Raw genomic sequence first — 19,762 nt, 5'->3', positions numbered from 1 at the left:
ACCTTAAATCTATAACCGCAAGCAAAGAAATCTGACACTCGGAGAACCCCTTACCTAGCGTTGAGTTCAAAGAGTTCAGGACCACTGGTGGAAGGCGGGACACCCAGTGAAGCCATGGTGCGCATGGCCATCTTTCTAAAGGGCGGCACGGCCACCACACCACCGTAAATGGAGGTCTGGGGGCGGTAAGCCACCACCAAAATGGCAACCGCGGGGTTTTCGGCCGGGACTAGGCCAGCAAAGGAGGCAACGAAGCCTTTTTTGCCGCTGAGGATCTGAGTGGTACCGGTCTTAGCCGCGATGTTGTAACCGTTGATCTTGGCATCCGGAGCGGTACCTTCCTCGGTGACCACACCCTCCATCATACGTACTAGGGTCTTAGCGGTTTGGGAGGAAAGCACCTGCTGGGGCTTACCGAGCTCAACCTTATGGAAAGTACCGTTAGGGTCAGTGTAGCCATCGATAATGTGGACCTTGTTGCGGACCCCGCCATTACCGATCGTGGCAACCATATCCAGCACCTGTAGGGGCGTGGTTGAAACACCCTGACCGAACATGGTGGTGTATCGCTGACGCGGCCCCCACTTCTGGTAGTCCGGGAGCAGGCCACTCTGTTCGGCGGGAATATCGATGCCGCTCTTTTCACCCCAGCCGAAGCGTCGCATTAGTTGGTAGCGCTGTTCATCGGTGACGCGGTCACCCACCTGGGTGGTGCCGGTGTTCGAGGATTGAGCAAGGACGCCCGCGGCCGTGAGGTACTCCGGTCCGTGCTCGTGGGAGTCGTTAATGACCTGCCCGTTGGGGGCAGTCCACTGCTCGGTAGAGGTAATCGGGGTCTGCGGGGTGATTTTGCCCTGTTCTAGAGCGGTTGCGAAGGTAACCAGTTTGCCGGTTGAACCGGGCTCGTAGGTGTCTTTAACTAGGCGGGAGCCGAAGAGTAGTGGCTTGTCTTTGGTGGCTTCCTTGGGGACCACCACGCCCGAGTCACCAACCGCTAGGATGCGTCCGGTCTTGACTTCTTCAACGGCTACCAGCACCCATTCCGAGGAAGAGGACTTCTGGGTTTCATCAGCTAGCTTTTGCGCGTAGTCAGTAAGGTCAGCGTCTAGGGTGAGGTGAATATCGGTACCGCGCTTGGCGGGGACGGTCTTTTGGTAACCGCCGGGAATCGGAACGCCGTTGGCGCCGATTTCTACGACCTCGGAACCCTGCTGGGATTTAAGGATGTCCTCTTTGAGCAGTTCTAGTCCGGCCGCCCCCTTGGTTTTGGTGTTGTCGTTGGGGTCGGTACTCATGAAGCCGACTAGGTTCGCCGCGGTGGCGCCACGCGGGTAGTCTCGCTCAGATTTGAAGACTTCAGAGATGCCGCGAATCTTTAGGTTACGGATCTCGCGCATTACCTGCGGGGTTACGTCCTTGGCGACGACCCGGTACTGCTTGTAGTAGGCCCGCTCGGAGGGTTTGATCCCACTGATCTGGGCTTCCTTGGCGCGCGCGGCTTCTTCTTCCTGTTTGGTGTGGGGATTTTGGGTGAGTAAGCCACCTAGTTCTGCCCGGTCCATTTTGAGGATGGGGGCCATCTGTTTGGCTGCTTCAGAGGGGCCCACGCCGATTAGTTCGACGGTCTTTTTACCCTCTGCATCCGTCTTGGTTTCCCAGTGCTCGTAGTTGGCGATTTCAACCGGGTTGGCAATGACGTCGTAGCGGGTAGTGGAGGCTGCTAGTACGTGCCCGTTGCGGTCATAGATACTGCCGCGTGGCTCGTGCAGTTCAAGAGAAATTGAGCGTCCCTGAATGCCACGTTGCGCATAGGCCGGACCCTGGACGATTTGGACCCAGAAGAGTGGGATTACTAGTAGCCCCACTAACAGAGCTAGTCCCGCGCGAATGAGTTTGGTGCGGCGGTTGATTCCGGCGGTATTGATACCGGCATTAACCTGCTTTTTTCGCACCGAGACATTCCTTTACTTGCGGGGAGTATTACGGGTCGTTGGGACCTGCTTTTATTCTAGTTCAGTGGGCGGCGGTTCCGCCGGTGATTTCATTCTTTTCTAGGTTTACGTAGCCGTAATCAGCGTAGGGAACCATACCTAGTTCCTTGGCTCGCTCCCCCAGCCAGGCGGCAGAGGAACGCTTGTTAAGTTCCTCGGTTAGCGCTTGATTCTGCTCCTGTAGCACGCTCAGTTCGGTGTGTAGGGGCTTGGCAGCCATGGCCAAGTGGGAGGTGTAGGAGGTGATCCCGAGGATGGTGGCTAGGAGCAGTGTCACAGAGGCGACAATTGCAGTGACGGTGTGTCGCCCACCGACTCGAGGTGCGCTCTGGGTGACAACCGAGAGTTCCGGACGAGAACTTTGGGCGCGACGAGGTTGAGTGGTCGCTTTCCACGCGGTAGCAGTAGCGTTCATTTCCGGTTCCCTTCAGTTTTTTGGTCGGGGTTTGAGGACAGTCGTTCTACAGCGCGTAGGCGGACTGGAGCGGAACGGGGGTTTTCCGCAAGTTCTTGGTCGCTGGGGCGCTGAGCCCCGCGGGTAATGAGTTTGAAGTCTGGTTGGGCAGATTCAGGAATGAAGGGTAGATCTGCCGGTACATCAACGGTGGTGATGGTTTTGAAGGTCTGTTTTACCAGTCGATCTTCCAGCGATTGGTAGGCTTCGACTACTAGGCGGCCACCGTCGTTGAGTGATTTCAGGGCGGCCGGGAGGGCGGCTTCTAGGATGTCCAGTTCGCCGTTGACCTTGATGCGAATGGCTTGGAAGGTGCGCTTGGCCGGGTTACCGCCCTTACGCATGGCAGCCTGAGGGAGTGCCTCACGGATTACTTCGACTAGTTCTGCCGTCCGGGTAAGAGGTTTTTCAGCTCTAACGGCCACGATCTTTTGAGCGATCCGATTAGCGTTCTTTTCTTCTCCGTAGCGCCACAGCACCTGGCTGATTTCTTTGGCAGAAGCGGTGTTGAGGAAGTCTGCGGCAGAGGGTCCCTGAGTGGGGTCCATGCGCATGTCTAGTTGAGCATCACGGCTGTAGGAGAAGCCCCGCTCGACCATATCTAGTTGGAGGGAAGAGACCCCCAGATCCATTAGTACCGCATCGACGTGGCCGCCAGCTTTTTGCGCGACCTCGTAAACCTGGTCGTAGGTGGCGTGAACGGCTTGGAAACGTTCACCGAAGGGAGCGAGGCGTGCGGAGGCTAGCTCGATAGCTTGGGGGTCGCGGTCGATGCCGTAAACGGTAACTTCCGGGAAGGCCTTAAGGACTGCCTCGGTGTGTCCACCCATTCCTAGGGTGCAGTCAACCATGATTGCCCCGGGGCGTTCTAGGGCGGGGGCTAGCAGTTCTAGGCATTCCTTGAGCATCACGGGGGTGTGTGCCTCGGCGGCTTTGATTTCGGCCATTGCGCTAGCCTCCTTTCTAGATTCTTGGGTGTGGATGATTAAGTTCTTCGGTGGGTCCCGGATGCCACTTAATCTCTGTCCGACCGGTTCTGGAAACGGGGAAGTGATCCCAGAGCCTCGGCCAGAGACTAAATAGCACCCAGGGGTGGTGGGCTAGAACAGCCCGGGGACGATTTCTTCGGCCATATTGGCGAATTCGTCTTCCCCTTCATCCAGGTAGGCCTGCCAGGTGGCGGCATCCCAGATTTCAACGCGGCGACCACTACCAATCACTACTAGGTCACGCTCTAGGTGAGCGTAGTCTCGGAGCGGCTGGGCGATTGATACGCGTCCTTGTTTGTCTAGCTCTTGGTCATCTGCACCAGAGAGCAAGAAACGGGTGAATAGACGCGCTTGCTTGGAAGTTAGTGAGGCTTTGGAAAGCTCTTCGTACATGCGCGCAAATTCGGGTTCCGGAAAAACGTAGAGGCAGTGTTCCTGACCACGGGTGAGGACGATTTGGTTTCCCAGCTGTTCACGCAGTTTGGCGGGCAGGATCAAGCGACCTTTGCCGTCCAACTTGGGCTCGTAGGTGCCGTGGAAGCCTTTTAGCATCTTCACCTCCTTGTGGGTTTTAGGGAGTTTCTGCGGTTTTCCGGGCGGTAGTACCGGCTTGGTGCCACCTAGTTTTGGGTGCACCCCTCCACTAATCCCCCACTTTACTCCATTTTCCACCACCTGCAAGCGTAATTAGGGTGTTTTGCTCACATTAATTTGCAAATTTCGTTGAAATTTCAAGGTGGTGCAAAGTGGAGGGTTTTTCCACATTTTTTCGCATGTAAACCCAAAAAGGACAAAAAAGTTCCCCACCAGCAATCTGGTGGGGAACTAAAAGGTCTGAAACTAAAACCTAGGGACGCTCATTACGACGTTGGAAGCGCTCCTGTTGGCGAGCTTTGAAGCTACTGGGGTTGGAAGTGGAGGATTTGGGGGATTTAGTTTTTTCCTTACCGTTTACTCCGGGAGTCAGCACCAAATACATGCCGCCAATCATGGCTAGCACTCCCAAGACGGCAATAATCACGCCAGGCAGGTTGTAGCCCCAGGTAACGCCTACTAGTAGAGCCACTAGGCCCACTAGCACGATTCCTCCCCCAAGGGCAATCCGATGCAGATTCCAACTAGCTTTCGGGGGTTTAACCTCAGGAGCATGGGCGCTGGGCACGGCGGTATCGAACTGGGCAACCGAAGAGGCAAAATCAGGATCTGACTTCAGGCTCTCTTCTAGCTGTTCCAGCACTTCGCGTTCGCGATCAGATAGATTCACGTGTGCCTCCGGGGCCTTGACAATACTTTGCATGATTTTCTCATATTAATGCCCTTTTTTCACTCCTTACCGAGATTAGCTAGCTGCCGGCACCCTACGCTTCCCGGTTTACGCCAGGCTCTGATCAGGGTCTTCTTTGGGATTAGCCAACCCTAGCAAGGAAGCTGAACCCAGGGCTTGACGACCAAAACGAGCGCGCACTGCATCCCAGCCAGCAGCCAGCTGTTTAGCTTTCGGATCCTCATCCACAGTTGTTTGGATTCCCTGAGTTGCCGGGATCAAGCCCTCAAGGCGAATTCCAATCAACCGGATCGGATCGGCGCCCAGATTGACCTGCTTTGCTAACTGCGCAACCACCTGCATTACTTCGGGGCTGGTATTCAAAGGCGGGTTGACGCTCTGCGACTTAGTTTTAGTTTCGAAGTTCCCCGTGCGCACCTTCAAGGCCACCGTACGAGCGAGCCATCCTTGAGACCGCAGGCGCGCAGTGAGTTCATCGGCTAGGTTCAGCAGGACCCGATGTAGGTATTCCATATCGTCTTGGTTTTGACTGAAAGTAATTTCTTTACCCAGGGATTTTCTTTCCCTTTGCGTGTTGATCCCACGATTATCGATCCCGTGGCAAAGCTCGTACAGGTGGATTCCAGCGGCCTGTCCCAGCATGCTCACTAAGGTGTGAGTGCTCAGGGCGGCAGCTTGTTCGACCCGGGTGATTCCCTTGCTGGCCAGTTTTTGTGCGGTTGCGGGCCCCACTCCCCAGATCGCTTCAATCGGCAGCAGGTTGAGGAACTCTTGGTTAGCTGCCTTGGGGATCATGAGTAGCCCGTCAGGTTTGGCGTGTGCGGAAGCGATTTTGGAGAGGTATTTGACGCTGGCGATTCCTACCGAGGCGGGCAGACCCACCTCATTTCGGATCCGGGCACGTAGTTCTTGTCCGATCTGGGTGGCACTACCCAGGCGTAGTCGCGCGCCGGCAATATTCAAGAAGGCCTCGTCAATGCTGACCTGTTCGAATTGCGGGGTAATCGAGGCGCAGATTTTCATAACCTCTTTAGAGACCTGACTATATAGTTCGTGTCGAACTGGCAGGTAGTTAGCCTGTGGGCAGAGCCGGCGAGCTTGGGCAATGGGCATGGCGGAATGGACCCCAAATTTTCGGGCCTCGTAGTTACAGGCGCTAACTACGCCGCGTTCTTTGCTACCGCCGACGATGAGTGGCTTTCCGGCTAGCTGCGGTTGTTCACGGATTTCAACTGCGGCAAAGAAGGAGTCCATGTCGATATGGAGAAAATCGCAGCCCGTATCGTCACTCCCCCAGTTCTTACGGGCGGCGGCGACGCGTGGGGCGCGTGACATAGTTCCTCCTGTTGCTTTCGGCTTCTTCTAGTTTATTTGATAGCTTAGCTTTATGTCTGCGAAGCAAGGGATTAATCTAAGCGAGTTACCAGTTGGGCCCCAGCCGATTTCTACGGGCACGGCGGAATTAAAAGCCATTGATGGGGGCCTGTTGCTTCTGGTTAATGGCGTGGAGTCTTCCTGCTATGACCTGAGTGATCCGGCCTATCTAGATTTTGAGTACCTGCAGCAGATGTCGGTAGTGGCCGAGGCCTGTTTCCCTTTGCCGCAGCCGCTTAGTGCCCTGCACTTGGGTGGAGGCGCTTGTTCTTTGGCCCGCGCTTGGGCAGCGAAGCGTCCCGGGGGCCGAGGGCGCGTGGTTGAGCTAGATGAAAAACTAGCTGAGTTTGTGCGCACTTGGTTTGATTTACCTCGTTCCCCGGAGCTTTCGATTCGAGTCGGTGACGCGGCAGAGGTGGCGGCAACCTTCCGGGATGAGACCTTTGACGTGGTGGTGCGTGATGTGTTCGCAGGCGCCCATACGCCGGAACATATCTGGAATACTGAGGCTACCGCGCATTACGCGAGGATTTTAAAGCCTGGAGGCCTGTTTTTGGCGAATGTGGAGGCAGCTCCCGGTTCCATGTCGGTCGCCCAGGAGTGGCAGGTTATTCGTGAGCACTTCCCGGAGGTTATTGCGATTTCTGCCCCAACTGTGGCCCGTGGTGACCGCCGCGGAAATGTGGTGGTAGCGGCCTCGGATAAACCATTGCCGGTTTCTCAAATTGAGGTGGATCTACGTCGTTTGCCGCTGCCGGTTTCTTTGGTGGGCGCCAAGATTAAACGGCGATGGGAGCAGTGGCGCGGCTAGGAATTCGCTAGGCAACAGAAGGTTATTTTCCGTTGTCTACGTTGCCTGAGGCTCATGTGAGCGGGCGCTAGTCTTGACGCCAGCGGTCACGTCGTGAACGACGTGAGAGCTTCCCCCACTGTCCCATATCGGGTAGGGGTTTTTGGGCACGTCGTACCCGGCGGTTCTTGTCTTCTTCGCTCTTGAGGAAGTTTTCCAGTTGGCGGCCAATCTCATCCTCGTCAGGAATCATCAGATCGGGGAAGCTGCCAAAATCAGGATTCGCAGAAGCACTTTGGGAGCCAAGGGAATCGTAGTTTTCTTCGAGGCTGGCAATCAGGGCCTGATTGTCTGGGCTGGCTTGCACCATCGCCTCCAACTGCGGGGCTAGGACAGCGGCCGCCGCGTCTAGGTCCCCAAGTGGTAGTGACAGGTGGGCCATCGAGCTCAAGGCGCGCAGAAGTTCAGCTGCGGCCGGGAAGTACTCTGATTCGAATAGGTAGTAGGGTACGGAGACCACCAGTCCACGAGTGCGGAAACCTCTACGGGCTAGGCGATACATGATGAACACGTCTAGGGAGGCCGAAAGCTTAAGGACGTTCGGGTTTTCCTCTTCCGCGGCCGAGGAAAGTCGCGGCGGTTCGCCTTCTCCCTCGGCACTGGTCAGGGAGGGTAGACCGGGATTGAAGTGCGTCTGCGGGTTGGCGGGCACGGCCGGGAGCTGACGGATACGCATCCCAGGAGTTTCGTTACTGGGTCGGTCCAGCGTCGAAGGGTTAAAGGGCATACCGGCGGTTTTGCGCGGTTCACCGTGCAAGACATGTAGTTGCAGGGGCCGGGTATGCGGCAGGGCGGCGGGTACCGCAAGCAGGGAGTAGATTTCTTCCACGCCAGCGCGAGCAATGATCGTAGCTAGGGCTTCGGTGAATGCTTCCCAGCGGAAATCCGGCTCTGGGCCATGGAGTAGCAGGAAGGGCTGCCCATCAAGGTCAATGGCTAGGTCGATGACGATCTGGGCAGTATCGAGGTTCGATAGTTCCCAGTTTTCGACACTGGCCAGTGGGCGTGAGGCGCGGTAGTCGATCAGTTCATCAGCGTTGAAGGTAGCGTAGCGGCCGACGATGGAGGCTTCTAGAAGTTGCTCTAGGGCTAGTCGGCCGGCATTCCCGGGATCCATGGTGCCGTGGAAGAAGTGCACTAACCTGGTGGCTTTAGCTTCCGCCTGGGGGCCAAGGGCGAAGAGAGGGTTGCTCTGGTTTTCCATTTGAGCTCCTTTCTTACGCCGTTAGTTACCTTGTTCTATTTGAACATGATTTTCTTATGCTCAAGGTTGCTAAGTGAAACAGTTTACCGAAAGTTATCAAAAAAGCACGTCAGATAAGCCCCCGAAGGGTACTACAATTCGCGTCCAGCGTCATCGGACCTTAGACCCGGGTAAATAGGGGCAAAATAAGTGGCCGTAACTTTATCGACGGATCGGGGATCACCGTGGCCACGCCAACCAGTCCTTCCGACGCGCAGCTTCAGGTTGAACAGCGCGCGGTTGATCATGCCTATGAGGTCTTGGACGTTACCCGACGTCGTTACCGTGAACGTCAGGCTCGCGCGCATGCTTCCGGTGGTTCCGGTTCGCACCAAGCACGTACCGAACGTGACGCGATTTCTTCGCATTTTGGGGACGAGGCCGCGCGGCTAGAACAGCTTGAAGAGCGTTTGGTTTTTGGCAAGTTAACCGGTTTGGACGGTTCGATTCGCTATATTGGGCGGACCGGTTTGGTTGACGAGGATGACCAGCGAGTTTTGATGGACTGGCGCGCCCCGGCCGCACTCCCCTTTTATCAGGCCACCGCAGTAGAGCCCTTAGGCGTGGCCATTAGGCGTCATATTATGACCCGTTTGCGCCAGGTCATCAGCGTTGAAGATGACCTGTTGGACACTAAGAATTCTGAGGCTTCTGAACTACAGGGCGAGGGCGCCCTGATGGCTGCTCTTTCTTCGGCTCGTTCTAGCTTTATGGGCGATATTGTCGCGACCATTCAGGCGGAACAAGACCGAGTGATTCGTTCTGCCGATCAAGGAATTTTGGTGGTTCAGGGAGGCCCGGGAACGGGAAAGACCGCCGTGGCTTTGCACCGGGCGGCTTACTTGCTCTATGCGGAACACAAGCGTCTGGCTCGCTCCGGAGTTCTGATTGTGGGTCCGTCCAATACCTTCTTGCGCTATATCGAAAAGGTTTTGCCCTCACTGGGCGAAACGGGCGTGGTTTCCCTAACTCCGCAGGCACTAGTCCCGGGCTTTAAGGCCACTACGGTCGATCCGGTTCCGGTAGCTAAGCTCAAGGGTGACTTACTGTGGGAGCGGATCATTAACCGGGCCGTGCGGGGACTGGAGCGGACCCCGAAGAAGCCGGTTGAGATTCGGGTTAATGAGCGAATTTTGAAGCTAATGCCGGAGGATTTTAAGGCTGCGATTACGCGTGGGCGTCGGGCGTCCTCGAAGCATAATGAGGGTTGGCAGACCTATGCCACCTATCTACTTGATATTTTGACAACCCAGCTTTCTGAGCAGGCCGAGGCCGATTCTGCTGAGTATGACTGGGCTCGTGATGATCTGCGCTCTTTGCCGCAGGTGCGTAAGGCGATTAACTGGCATTGGTTGCCAGCTACCCCACAACAGTTGCTGTCTAGATTGTTTGCGGATCCGGAGCGTTTGGCTCGTTTTGCGCCGGAGCTTTCAGCAGCACAGCGCGAACTATTGGTGCGACCGATGAATGCTCCTTGGACGGACGCAGATGTGGCTTTGATTGATGAGGCGGCAGAGCAGTTGGGTGAGCACCCGCAAGTCACGAGGATGCTTCAAGCTCAAGAAGCTGCCCAGCGCGATGAGCTGCTAAGTGGGGCTCAGAGGGCACTAGAGACTGGTTTTGATACTTCTGGTTTGGTTAGCGCTGAGGCCTTGGCTGATCTTCTGGCAGGTCCGGCTGCGCTTTCTTCGACGGCAGCCCGGGCGGCAGCTGATCGTTCTTGGACCTATGGCCACGTGGTGGTCGATGAAGCACAGGAGCTCTCCCCCATGCAGTGGCGGGCTCTGCTACGACGCTGTCCTTCCCGTTCTTTTACGGTGGTTGGCGATTTAGATCAGCAGCGGATTGATCATGGTCCCGCAACTTGGGAACAGGTTTTGGGTCCAGCCGCGCACGCTCTTCAGGAACAGGTAGTTTTGGAAACTTCCTACCGAACTCCAGCCACGATTATGGATGCAGCTCAGCGCGTCATGGAGGCTCTGGGGCGTACTACCCAGTATCCGGTTAAGGCCGTCAGAGACATTCCGGATGCTTTGATCGTGAGCGAACCGGTTTCTCAGGTTGAAGAGCTTTTGGCGGCGGTTCCGGCTGCGGTTGCTCGGGCTTTGGCTAGATTCGCGGATCTTTCGCAGTCCGGTTTGGGTCGCGTGGTGGTGATTGCTCCGGAAGAAATGATTTCTCCCCTGAAGGATCTATTGGGTCCCGATTTGGATGAGCGCGTGTGGATTACCCGTGCCGCCCAGACTAAGGGCTTGGAGTTTGACTCTACGATCTTGCTTGATCCGGTAACGATCGGTAAGCGCAGTTTGGGAGACTTGTTCGTGGCCTTGACACGTTCTACGCAAACCTTGGAGGTTTTGGAACTGGGTAGCGTGCTTCCTGGTTTAAGAACTAGTTAGGCAGTGACTTTGGGCCCCTTCGTCTTCAGTTGTGCCCTATAATCACTTCATTACCGACACTTGGAGGACCCAGTGACTTCTTTAACCGAGACTCTACGACAGAGTTACGCTCCTTCTGTGCCTTTTGAGGTGGAGGTACCTGAGGTAACGATCCCCAAGGTTTTAGAGAATGCGGCCGCGTTTTACCCTGATCGTCCGGCGGTTGATTTCTTAGGTAATGCTTTTTCTTATCATGAGCTAGAAGACCGAGCCCTGCGGGCAGCTTCGGTTTTCCGTCGTGCTGGCGTCAAGCGCGGCGATCGGGTCGCCTTTGTGATGCCTAACTGTCCCCAGCACTTGATTGCTTTCTATGGGGTACTTCAGCTGGGTGGCATTGTGGCGGAACACAACCCCCTAGCGCCAGCCTCCCAGCTCGAGGCTCAGTTTAAGAATCACGGGGCGAAGGTGGCCGTGATTTGGGAAAAGTGCTTTGATGATTTGGCCCCGATTGCGGCCCGTTTGAAGATCAAGTTGATTACCGTGGACTTAACCGCGGCAATGAATCCGATTGCGCATTTTGCGGTCAATCTTCCGTTCAAGTTTGTACAGCGTCAGCGGGAAAAGCTTCGTCCGTTAGAACCGGTTCCTAATTCTGTCCCGAAGTTTGAGGAGCTAATGCGCGTCGCGGACCCCTATGAGGGTGCCTGCCCGGCAGTACCGGAGGATACCGCGGTACTGTTGCATACCGGTGGCACTACCGGGACTCCGAAGGCGGTTGAGTTGACTCACCGTAATCTGGTGGCCAATACAGCTATGTCTGCTGCTTGGGTGCCCCAGCTGCATGAGGGCGCAGAAGTTTTTGCGGCAACTTTGCCGTTCTTCCACGCTTTCGGAATGACCCTCTCACTGTTAGCGGCGGTCCGTATGGCTGCGACCATCATGATCTTCCCAGCTTTTGACGTGGATCTGATCATTGCGGGTCAAAAACGCCGTCCGATCACCTTCTTCCCGGGCGTGGCCCCAATGTTTAAGCGCCTGTATAAGGCCGCGATTGAGAAGCGCGTTGATTTTTCCTCGGTTCGTTTCTCCCTTTCAGGTGCGATGCCCCTTAATGATCAGATTGCCCGAGATTGGGAAGATCTGACTGCTGGTTACATTATTGAGGGTTACGGCATGACGGAGGCGTCACCGATCCTTTTGGGTAACCCGGTTTCTCATCTTCGTCGTCCGGGCACCCTGGGTGTGCCCTTCCCTTCGACAGAAGTAAAGATCGTCGATGTGGAAGACCCCAGTGTTGAGGTTCCCGAGGGCGAAAAGGGCGAGATTATTTGCCGCGGCCCTCAGGTTTTTAAGGGCTATTGGAATAACCCGGAAGAGACCGAAGCTTGTATGTATGGCGATTGGATTCGAACGGGCGATATTGGCCGGGTTGATCAGGGCATGATTGTCATGGCGGACCGGAAGAAGGAACTCATTATTACCGGCGGTTTTAATGTCTACCCCTCGCAGGTTGAAGAGGCGGTTCGGACTATGCCTGGTATCGAAGAAGTGGCCGTAGTTGGTGTTCCTGACGCCTCTTCAGGCGAACGGATCGTGGCGGCCATCGTAGCTTCTGGTGAGGCGTCAATCGATCTGGAGCAAGTTAGGGCCTGGGCCGAAAAGACTCTGTCCCACTACGCGCTACCGAAACAGATTACTTTTATGACCGAACTGCCCCGTTCACAGGTTGGCAAGGTTTTGCGTCGTTCAGTCCGTGAGCAACTTTTGAATGCTAGTGAGTCTGCTCAGGCTGGTTTGCAATCTGCGGGCGCTCAGCTGGCTTCACTTACGGAAAGCGCGGGACAAACTTTACGCACTTTATCTGAACAAGCCAAGCAGTTGACCGGTCAGGTAATGCCGGGGAATAGCTCAGGCGGTGCGAAGGTCGTCGATGGCGGCTTGGAAGTCGTCGAGACTGTCGAAGGCACAGTAGACGGAAGCGAAGCGTAGGTACGCGATCTCATCTAGCTTGCGCAGGTAGGGCAGCACGGCTTTACCGACTTCGTCTGCGGGGATGGAAGCTAGTCCAGAGGCGCGTAGGTGCTCTTCTACCTGTGCCGCTAGTAGGGCAAGATCATGTTGCGAGACAGGACGTCCTTGGCAGGCTTTGCTAACGCCGCTAACTACCTTATCCCGAGAAAAGGCCTCGACAACTCCGGAGCGTTTAATAACACTCAGGGCAAAGGTTTCGAGGGTGGTGAAGCGTCGTTTACAGTTAGGGCATTCCCGGCGTCGGCGAATAGAAGTGCCATCATCTGCGGTTCGCGAGTCAACTACTTTTGAATCATTAAACTGGCAGAACGGACAGTACATTCCTAAGGCCTTTCGCTTTCGGGATTGGGGACTCATAGTTTAGCCCTCCCCGCTAGCGAGTGTCCAGAGCGAGAGTAAGAATTCTAGTTTTTAGACTACCGAATCAGGTTTTAGCTTCCGAATATCAGTGAGCGATTAGGGAAGCGGGATCAGCAGGTTCTGTCCAGCGGCTAGAGCATCTGAGGATAGTCCATTTAGTTCACGCATGATTGCGACGGTATCTTCGAGTGAACGGTTACCACGGTAACGTGAGGCTAGATCCCAGAGGGTGTCCCCTGCGGAAACTGTATATTCCGTTACCGGGCCACTGTAGGACATGAAGGACCAGAGGATCAGGGCGAATACTGCGAGGGCGGCCGACAAGATCAAGACTCGGAACATTACCCGACGGAGTAGGTCACGATCAATGCGCACGCCGAATAGTTCCTGGCTCAGCGACTGCGGTACGGGTAGCGCAATAACTTCAGCTAGTTGACGCTGGGGCATCGCAGCGGATCGGTGCGACTTAGGAAGTACTACTGCTACGCTCATGATCAAAACCTTTCATAAATCGAACACTTGTTCGTCGAACACCTGTACGATACACGATTAGAACAGATGTTCGCAAGTTAAAAATAAATGCGATCCAAAAAGGCCCAATTCTAGGCAATAATACAAATTCTCAAAACTCCCCTCGAACACTTGTTCTATGTTCGATTCTTCGCTAACATATGCTTTATGAAACCAAAAAGCCCCGCCTCAAAATCCGGATCTAACGACTTGGACCGCAGCACCCTAACCGGACGCCAGCTGGATATTCTGCGTTATCTAGAAGCCTGCGCTCGCTCCGGTCAGCATGTTCCAACGGTGCGCGAAATAGCTACGGCAGTTGGGCTCTCTTCCCCCTCCTCGGTTAAGCACCAGCTAGATACGCTAGAAGAGCTAGGTTTCATTTCCAGGGATGAGCGACGGGCGCGCGCACTTAAGGTCAACACCTTAGAGGATTCCGGCAGCACTACCAGCACCTCTGCACCGGCCCCGACTTCCAGTCCGGCACCAACCTCACTCCCCAACTTCCCCGGTTTAGATCCGGAACAACTTTTCGTCGACTCAACCCCTGTCCCCCTCGTTGGCCACATCGCCGCCGGTAAACCAATCACGGCAATCGAAGAAATTGAAGATACTTTCGTATTACCTCAGCGCTTAACCGGCAAGGGCAACCTTTTCATGTTGGAGGTCGAAGGCGATTCCATGATTGAAGCAGCCATTTGCGATGGCGACTGGGTCGTAGTCCGACAGCAAAACAATGCTGAGTTCGGAGAAATCGTCGCTGCCATGATCGACGGAGAAGCAACCGTAAAGGTTTGGTCACGTAAGGATGGGCACTATTGGCTACTCCCCTGCAATGAGAACTACGCCCCCATTCCAGCTGACCAAGCACAAATCCTAGGCAAAGTCGTTACGGTTTTACGTTCACTCTAAGCCATTAATTCAGCGCTTAATCTCAATTACCACTTTCTGACTACAGTCTTTATTAAAACTACGTTAGGTTAGATAGTGTCAAAAACTTTTAGCTAGCCCATTAGCTAAACCTGCAGATTTTTTATAGAAAGAAGGAAACTATGGCCGCCAATGCCGCAGTAGCCACCGCCATGCAACAGGCAGTTGTTGATCTAAACGCCCTAGCCCTCCAGGGTAAACAACTCCACTGGAACCTACAGGGTAAGAACTTCCTATCCCTACACGAGCAACTAGATCTAGTAGTTGATTTCGCGCGTACCTCATACGATGAATTTGCTGAGCGTCTAGTCGCCGTTGGCGGCAGCCCCGACGCCCGCGCCAACACCATTGCTGAACAGTCGGTCCTCTCCCCTCTACCCGAGGGCTACATTATGGTCGACGATGCCTACAAGATTTTTGAAGCTGCCCTTATGGACGTAGCTAAAGAAATGATCAAGCATATTGATGCAGTAGATGCAGTTGATCATCTAAGCGCCGACCTACTTATCTCCACCGCCCGTGAGCTAGAAAAAACCGCCTGGATGCTCCGCGCCGAGATGGGCCGCCTAGGCTGAAAATACTTGGCCCCAAAGGGGAGCTCCCAACGGCATAAAAGTTAACCACTTTTACCCATTGGATCAGTTCTTCTAGCCAAAACTCTTGGGGCCCCGTCCATTTCTGGACGGGGCCCCAAAGCTATTTGCAGGTGTTCTTCCTCGACCTAGCGATTAGAACCCTAGATCGCGAGCCACCTTGCGCAGACGATTGGCCGACTCCGTCAGCCCCTCACGCTCAGACAGGGTAATCGGCGGAGTCAAAACCCGACCAGCACCATTACGGCCCACAATCGTCGGGGCTGCCATACAAACGTCAGAAATACCCTCCCAGTCATTCAGCAGGGTCGAAATCGTCAAGACACGCTGCTCATCACGCATGACAGCACCAATAATATTGGTCACTGCCAAACCTACCGCATAATTCGTTGCGCCCTTACCATCGATGATCCGGTAGGCAGACTGAACCACATCGGTACGGATTCGTTCACGCAAAGCCGCGTCGAACAGACCCCCATCAAGGGTCGGACCCCAGTGCTTCAACGGGACGTTACCCACCTCAGCCGAAGACCAAAGCGGCACCTCAGAGTCGCCATGTTCACCCGCCACATAGGCGTGCACGTTCTGGACCGCCACCCCAGTTTCCCTAGAAACCAAGTAACGCAAGCGAGCTGTATCAAGGACCGTGCCAGAACCAAACATCTGGTTCGGAGGCAAACCGGAAATCTTCAACGAAGCATAAGTAACCACATCCACTGGGTTCGTAACCAGAATGTAGATCGCATCCGGCGCAACCTTCAAAACATTAGGCAGGATCTTCTCCATCAGACCCACAGTAGCGCCCGCCAAATCCAAACGACTCTGACCAGGCTTCTGCTTGGCCCCAGCGGTAATGATCACGACATCCGCATCACGACAGATTTCGATATCGTCAGAGCCAGACACTGAGCTCATGGGGGTGAACTGAATGCCATGAGCAATATCTAGCGCTTCAGCTTCCACCTTTGCCTTATTGATGTCATAGAGGACTACCTCTGAAGCGTGTCCCGCAATCACGCAGGCATACGCCAAGGTAGCGCCCACTGCACCCGCGCCGATAATGGCAATCTTCGAACGCTCGGTTTTCTTAGACGGGTAAAGAGATTTTGCGACTTCTGCCATTTCAGGCCCACCTTCCAGTTTCAGATACAGCCACAACACTGTAATTACATCCATTGTAGCCAAAAGGAGGACCAGATATCAGGGACGAATCTCCCCGACTCCAGTCCACGCCTCCAAAGCAACGCTGGCCGGCGCCCCAGACCTAGACCTCTTTGGCTTGCTCCCCCAAACGAGTCAAAGCCGAACGCACCACTTTTCCATCAGTAGTCCGCCAAAACGGCGGCAGAGAATCAATCACAAAGCGGGCATAACTAGCCTTAGCCAAACGAGAGTCCAAGATTGCTACCACCCCTCGGTCATTAACCGAACGCAGCAAACGTCCCGCCCCCTGCGCCAGCAGCAAGGAAGCATGTGTCAAACTGACCACCCGGAAAGAAGAACCACCCGCCCGTTCAACCGCTTGGTTGCGGGCCTGAATCAAAGGGTCATTCGGACGCGGGAAAGGTAACTTGTCAATCAAAACCAAGCGGCAAGCCAAACCTGGCACGTCCACACCCTGCCAAAGGGAAAGGGTGCCTACCAAACAGGCATGCCCGTCCTCGGCAAACTCCTTCACCAAGGTACCCAAACTATCCTCGCCCTGTGAAAAAATCCGGAAATCCGTATGCTCACGCAGATACTCGGTTGCGACCTCGGCGGCGCGGCGCGAAGAAAACAGTGCCAGCATGCCACCCTGAGAAGCCTCCACCAGCTGCTTCATCTCAAGCAGCAACTGCTCACTAGGACCCTGCTGGGTAGGGGCCGGCAAGTCCTTAGCCACATAAAGGATCCCCTGCTTCTGATAGTCAAAAGGCGAGCCTAAATCCTTCCCCTCCCAAGGTTCCTCACAAAAATTCATGCCCGTAGACTGTGCGACCGAATCAAAACTGCCGCCCGGGCAAAGCGTTGCTGAAGTAAGCACCACCGGGTGCTCGGCAAACAAGCCGTGAGCCATCTCAGAGGCCACATGTAACGGTGCCGCATGCAAAGACACTAAGCCATCCTGATTACGGGTCACCCAGCGGACAATGCTTTCATCACGGCACTGCAGGGACGCCAAAGCCGTCGCCAAATCAGTAGCTGCAGCTCGTGCCAAAACAATCTGCGGTGTAACCTCCCCACTGCCCTTGGAGGATAGCTCGCGGGCAATCTCCTTGGCCTGCCCGGCCAACACATCAATCGCCGCCTCCAGATTCTCTGGTCCCTGACCGCGAATCCAGCCCTCCGGGATCTCAAGTAGCGCATTCTCCAGGGCGCGCCCCGTAGCCGCCAGTTCCTCTACCCCCGTGGTGGTTGCCCGCCCCAACAGGCGAGCCGTCGCGGCAATCTGCGGCCCGGTAAGGTTCACGCTCACGGCATTACGAACGGAACTTGCCAGGTCATGGGCTTCATCAACAACCAGCGTCTGGTAGTCAGGCAAGATTTTTGAGCCGCCCGCCGCTTCAATCCCCAACAGCGCGTGGTTGGTTACGACCAGGTCCGCCTCGGCAGCTTCTTCTCGGGCCATTCGCGGAAAACACTCATCCCAGAAGGGACAGTTTTCCGTCAGGCATTCTTTTTTGGACAGAGATACCTGTCGCCAAGCACGGTCCGTTACGCCCGGGACTAGGTCATCACGGTCGCCCGTATCGGTTTCTTCCGCCCAAGCACGCACACGCTGGACCGCTTTTCCCAGGGCCGAGGGGGCTCCCGCCCCACCCGGGGGTTCCATCGCCTCGACACTATCGAAAAGCGTGTCCGCACTGGCATAGCCGCCAGAAAGCTTGTGCCGGCAGACGTAGTTATTCCAGCCTTTTAAAAGTGCCACGCGAGGACTTTGGCCGGTGACTTTCTTTAGCGCTTTCGCAACCGCCGGGGCATCCTTTTTTACGATCTGACGCTGCAGCGCCAAGGTAGAGGTGGAAACCACTGCGCGCTCCCCCGTGTTCACGGTTGAGAGCATCAGGGGGACAAGGTATCCGAAGGATTTACCCGTACCGGTACCAGCCTGAACTAGCAGGTGCTTTTGATTCTCAATGGCGTCTTCCACCAGCCGGACCATTTCCTCTTGGCCGGCGCGCGGGGTACCACCTAGGTCGGAAACGACCTGCTTAAGGACCTGCTGTCCCTGCTTGCTCATACGCTAGCTTCCGCGGCCTGACGAAGCTGCTGGGCTAGATGCTCATCGACTAGTCCCTTGATTCGGGTCCCCTCAGGCAGGTGTTCAATCAGTTCCGGTTCACCAGTCTCATGAACCCGCGAGAGCAAGTCACCGCGCGAATACGGAATCACCACGTCTAGGGCCACGGCGGGCCGAGGTAACTGCTCAGAGATCATCTCCTGCAGGCGGTCGATCCCCTGCCCCGTGTGGGCAGAAACTACGCAGGAGTTCTTGAACTGGGAACGTAGGCGTGCCAAGGCTTCCGGCTCTGCCAGATCCGCTTTATTGAGCACAATGATTTCGGGGATCTCACTGGCCCCCTCAATATCGGCAAAAACGGTTCGTACCGCTTGGATCTGCCCCTCGGGGTCCGGGTGAGCGGCATCAACCACGTGCAAGATCAAGTCTGCCAGCCCCACCTCTTCGAGGGAGGAACGGAACGCTTCCACCAGTTCGTGCGGTAGATTGCGAACGAACCCAACCGTGTCGGTAAGGGTGTATTCGCGGCCCTGCGGGGTCACGCATTTACGGACCGTCGGGTCAAGGGTGGCGAACAGGGCGTTTTGGACCATTACCTGGGCATCGGTTAGCTGGTTCAGCAGTGAGGACTTACCGGCGTTGGTGTACCCGGCGATCGCCACCGAAGGTACTGCCCCACGCTTACGATTAGCGCGCATGGTGGCGCGGGCCGGTTCCATCAGTTCGATTTCCTTACGCAGCTTCGCCATGCGGTTACGAATGCGACGGCGGTCCAGTTCGATCTTAGTTTCACCAGGGCCACGGGAACCAATCCCGGCACCGCCGGCGACTCGACCACCGGCCTGACGCGACATGGATTCACCCCAACCACGTAGACGCGGCAGTAAGTATTCCAACTGTGCCAGTTCAACCTGGGCTTTACCTTCACGAGACTTCGCGTGCTGCGCGAAAATATCCAAAATCAGGGCGGTTCGATCCACAACCTTAACCTTGACGACGTCTTCAAGTCCACGTCGCTGCGAGGGTGCCAGGTCCGAATCCACAATCACGGTATCGGCCCCTGTAGCCTTCACGATTTCCGCAAGTTCCTTCGCCTTGCCCTTACCAAGGTAGGTGGCCGGGTCGGGGGTTTGGCGACGCTGAATAATACCGTCCAAAACCTCTGAACCGGCAGTTTCTGCAAGGGCCGCTAACTCACGTAGGGAAACCTCGGCAGCCTCGGCCGTACCCTGCGACCACAGGCCCACCAGAACCACCTTTTCTAGGCGGATCTGACGGTATTCGACCTCGGAAATGTCTTCAAGTTCAGTGGATAAGCCGACCACACGCTTGAGTCGAGCGCGCTCTTCACGTTCCAGTTCACCAGCGTCACTGTGGGTGTCGGCGGTGGCCGTGGACTCTAGCGCCGTACCTAGACGCGCCAAAATCCGAGCTGCCACATCCTGTCCTTGATGGTCAGAACTGGGGGCAGTTTTTTCTTCTTCAGTCACAAAATATCCTTCCTGAAACTACTACTACCAGTGTACCAAGTGACGCTAGGTATCCCGCGGGAAA

At 55.5% G+C, this 19,762-nt stretch carries 17 protein-coding genes; 5 read left to right on the top strand and 12 right to left on the bottom strand.

What is annotated here, in order from left to right:
- Positions 1-50: 50 nt before the first annotated feature.
- The 6 genes from BSR28_RS03315 to dinB all read right to left on the bottom strand — a co-directional run bounded on the left by BSR28_RS03315 (position 51) and on the right by dinB (position 6,054).
- The gene (locus tag BSR28_RS03315; RefSeq protein ID WP_083562995.1) at positions 51-1,952 is read right to left on the bottom strand and encodes a peptidoglycan D,D-transpeptidase FtsI family protein; all 1,902 of its coding nucleotides are present in this window, start codon (positions 1,950-1,952) and stop codon (positions 51-53) included.
- A gap of 61 nt (positions 1,953-2,013) precedes the next feature.
- Entirely contained in the window at positions 2,014-2,406 is a 393-nt protein-coding gene (locus BSR28_RS03310) for a hypothetical protein (RefSeq protein WP_073708950.1), read from the bottom strand.
- On the bottom strand, positions 2,403-3,392 hold the full coding sequence (gene rsmH, locus BSR28_RS03305; RefSeq protein ID WP_073713345.1) for a 16S rRNA (cytosine(1402)-N(4))-methyltransferase RsmH: 990 nt from the start codon (positions 3,390-3,392) through the stop codon (positions 2,403-2,405). Before rsmH ends, BSR28_RS03310 begins: the two co-directional genes overlap by 4 nt.
- A 153-nt stretch (positions 3,393-3,545) precedes the next feature.
- Positions 3,546-3,986, bottom strand: coding sequence for a division/cell wall cluster transcriptional repressor MraZ (gene mraZ, locus BSR28_RS03300; RefSeq protein WP_073709163.1), 441 nt, complete (start codon positions 3,984-3,986; stop codon positions 3,546-3,548).
- A 295-nt stretch (positions 3,987-4,281) separates the two neighbouring features.
- Complete coding sequence (locus tag BSR28_RS03295; protein WP_073708948.1) at positions 4,282-4,731, bottom strand: DUF3040 domain-containing protein; 450 nt, start codon at positions 4,729-4,731, stop codon at positions 4,282-4,284.
- Positions 4,732-4,806: 75 nt separating this feature from the next.
- On the bottom strand, positions 4,807-6,054 hold the full coding sequence (gene dinB / locus BSR28_RS03290) for a DNA polymerase IV (RefSeq protein WP_073713344.1): 1,248 nt from the start codon (positions 6,052-6,054) through the stop codon (positions 4,807-4,809).
- 52 nt (positions 6,055-6,106) lie between these two features.
- On the opposite strand from dinB, the gene BSR28_RS03285 reads away from it, so the two are divergent.
- Positions 6,107-6,904 carry a spermidine synthase gene (locus BSR28_RS03285; protein ID WP_073713343.1) on the top strand — a complete coding sequence of 266 codons (798 nt, stop codon included), beginning with the start codon at positions 6,107-6,109 and terminating at the stop codon, positions 6,902-6,904.
- A 67-nt stretch (positions 6,905-6,971) separates the two neighbouring features.
- On the opposite strand, the gene BSR28_RS03280 is transcribed toward BSR28_RS03285, so the two are convergent.
- On the bottom strand, positions 6,972-8,147 hold the full coding sequence (locus BSR28_RS03280; protein WP_073713342.1) for a PAC2 family protein: 1,176 nt from the start codon (positions 8,145-8,147) through the stop codon (positions 6,972-6,974).
- A gap of 224 nt (positions 8,148-8,371) precedes the next feature.
- On the opposite strand from BSR28_RS03280, the gene BSR28_RS03275 reads away from it, so the two are divergent.
- Together BSR28_RS03275 and BSR28_RS03270 are read left to right on the top strand one after the other, a co-directional pair.
- Entirely contained in the window at positions 8,372-10,585 is a 2,214-nt protein-coding gene (locus BSR28_RS03275; protein WP_073713341.1) for a HelD family protein, read from the top strand.
- A 72-nt stretch (positions 10,586-10,657) separates the two neighbouring features.
- The gene (locus tag BSR28_RS03270; RefSeq protein WP_073708943.1) at positions 10,658-12,553 is read left to right on the top strand and encodes an AMP-binding protein; all 1,896 of its coding nucleotides are present in this window, start codon (positions 10,658-10,660) and stop codon (positions 12,551-12,553) included.
- Here the strand turns inward: BSR28_RS03270 and nrdR are convergent.
- Complete coding sequence (nrdR, locus tag BSR28_RS03265; protein WP_233120600.1) at positions 12,473-12,952, bottom strand: transcriptional regulator NrdR; 480 nt, start codon at positions 12,950-12,952, stop codon at positions 12,473-12,475. The genes BSR28_RS03270 and nrdR overlap by 81 nt on opposite strands.
- A gap of 99 nt (positions 12,953-13,051) precedes the next feature.
- Entirely contained in the window at positions 13,052-13,447 is a 396-nt protein-coding gene (locus tag BSR28_RS03260) for a LysM peptidoglycan-binding domain-containing protein (RefSeq protein ID WP_073713340.1), read from the bottom strand.
- A gap of 186 nt (positions 13,448-13,633) precedes the next feature.
- Here BSR28_RS03260 and lexA point away from each other — a divergent pair, with 186 nt between their 5' ends.
- Both lexA and BSR28_RS03250 read left to right on the top strand, forming a co-directional pair.
- Positions 13,634-14,377 (top strand): transcriptional repressor LexA, encoded by a 744-nt coding sequence (lexA, locus tag BSR28_RS03255; RefSeq protein WP_073713339.1) that lies wholly within the window; start codon positions 13,634-13,636, stop codon positions 14,375-14,377.
- Positions 14,378-14,517: 140 nt separating this feature from the next.
- A complete protein-coding gene (locus BSR28_RS03250; RefSeq protein WP_073708939.1) occupies positions 14,518-14,970 on the top strand; it encodes a Dps family protein in 453 nt (150 codons plus the stop codon).
- Positions 14,971-15,123: 153 nt separating this feature from the next.
- Here the strand turns inward: BSR28_RS03250 and BSR28_RS03245 are convergent, their stop codons facing one another.
- The 3 genes from BSR28_RS03245 to hflX form a co-directional block, all read right to left on the bottom strand.
- Positions 15,124-16,110, bottom strand: coding sequence for an L-lactate dehydrogenase (locus tag BSR28_RS03245; RefSeq protein ID WP_073708938.1), 987 nt, complete (start codon positions 16,108-16,110; stop codon positions 15,124-15,126).
- Positions 16,111-16,252: 142 nt separating this feature from the next.
- Positions 16,253-18,208, bottom strand: coding sequence for an ATP-dependent DNA helicase (locus BSR28_RS03240; protein ID WP_073713338.1), 1,956 nt, complete (start codon positions 18,206-18,208; stop codon positions 16,253-16,255).
- Positions 18,205-19,698 (bottom strand): GTPase HflX, encoded by a 1,494-nt coding sequence (gene hflX / locus BSR28_RS03235; protein ID WP_073708936.1) that lies wholly within the window; start codon positions 19,696-19,698, stop codon positions 18,205-18,207. Before hflX ends, BSR28_RS03240 begins: the two co-directional genes overlap by 4 nt.
- Positions 19,699-19,762: the final 64 nt, after the last annotated feature.

The sequence above is a fragment of the Boudabousia liubingyangii genome (genome assembly GCF_001907245.1).
Classification (GTDB): Bacteria; Actinomycetota; Actinomycetes; order Actinomycetales; family Actinomycetaceae; genus Boudabousia; species Boudabousia liubingyangii.
The sequence above is the reverse complement of the archived record's forward strand: the minus strand, read 5'-3'. Positions and strand labels throughout refer to the sequence as shown.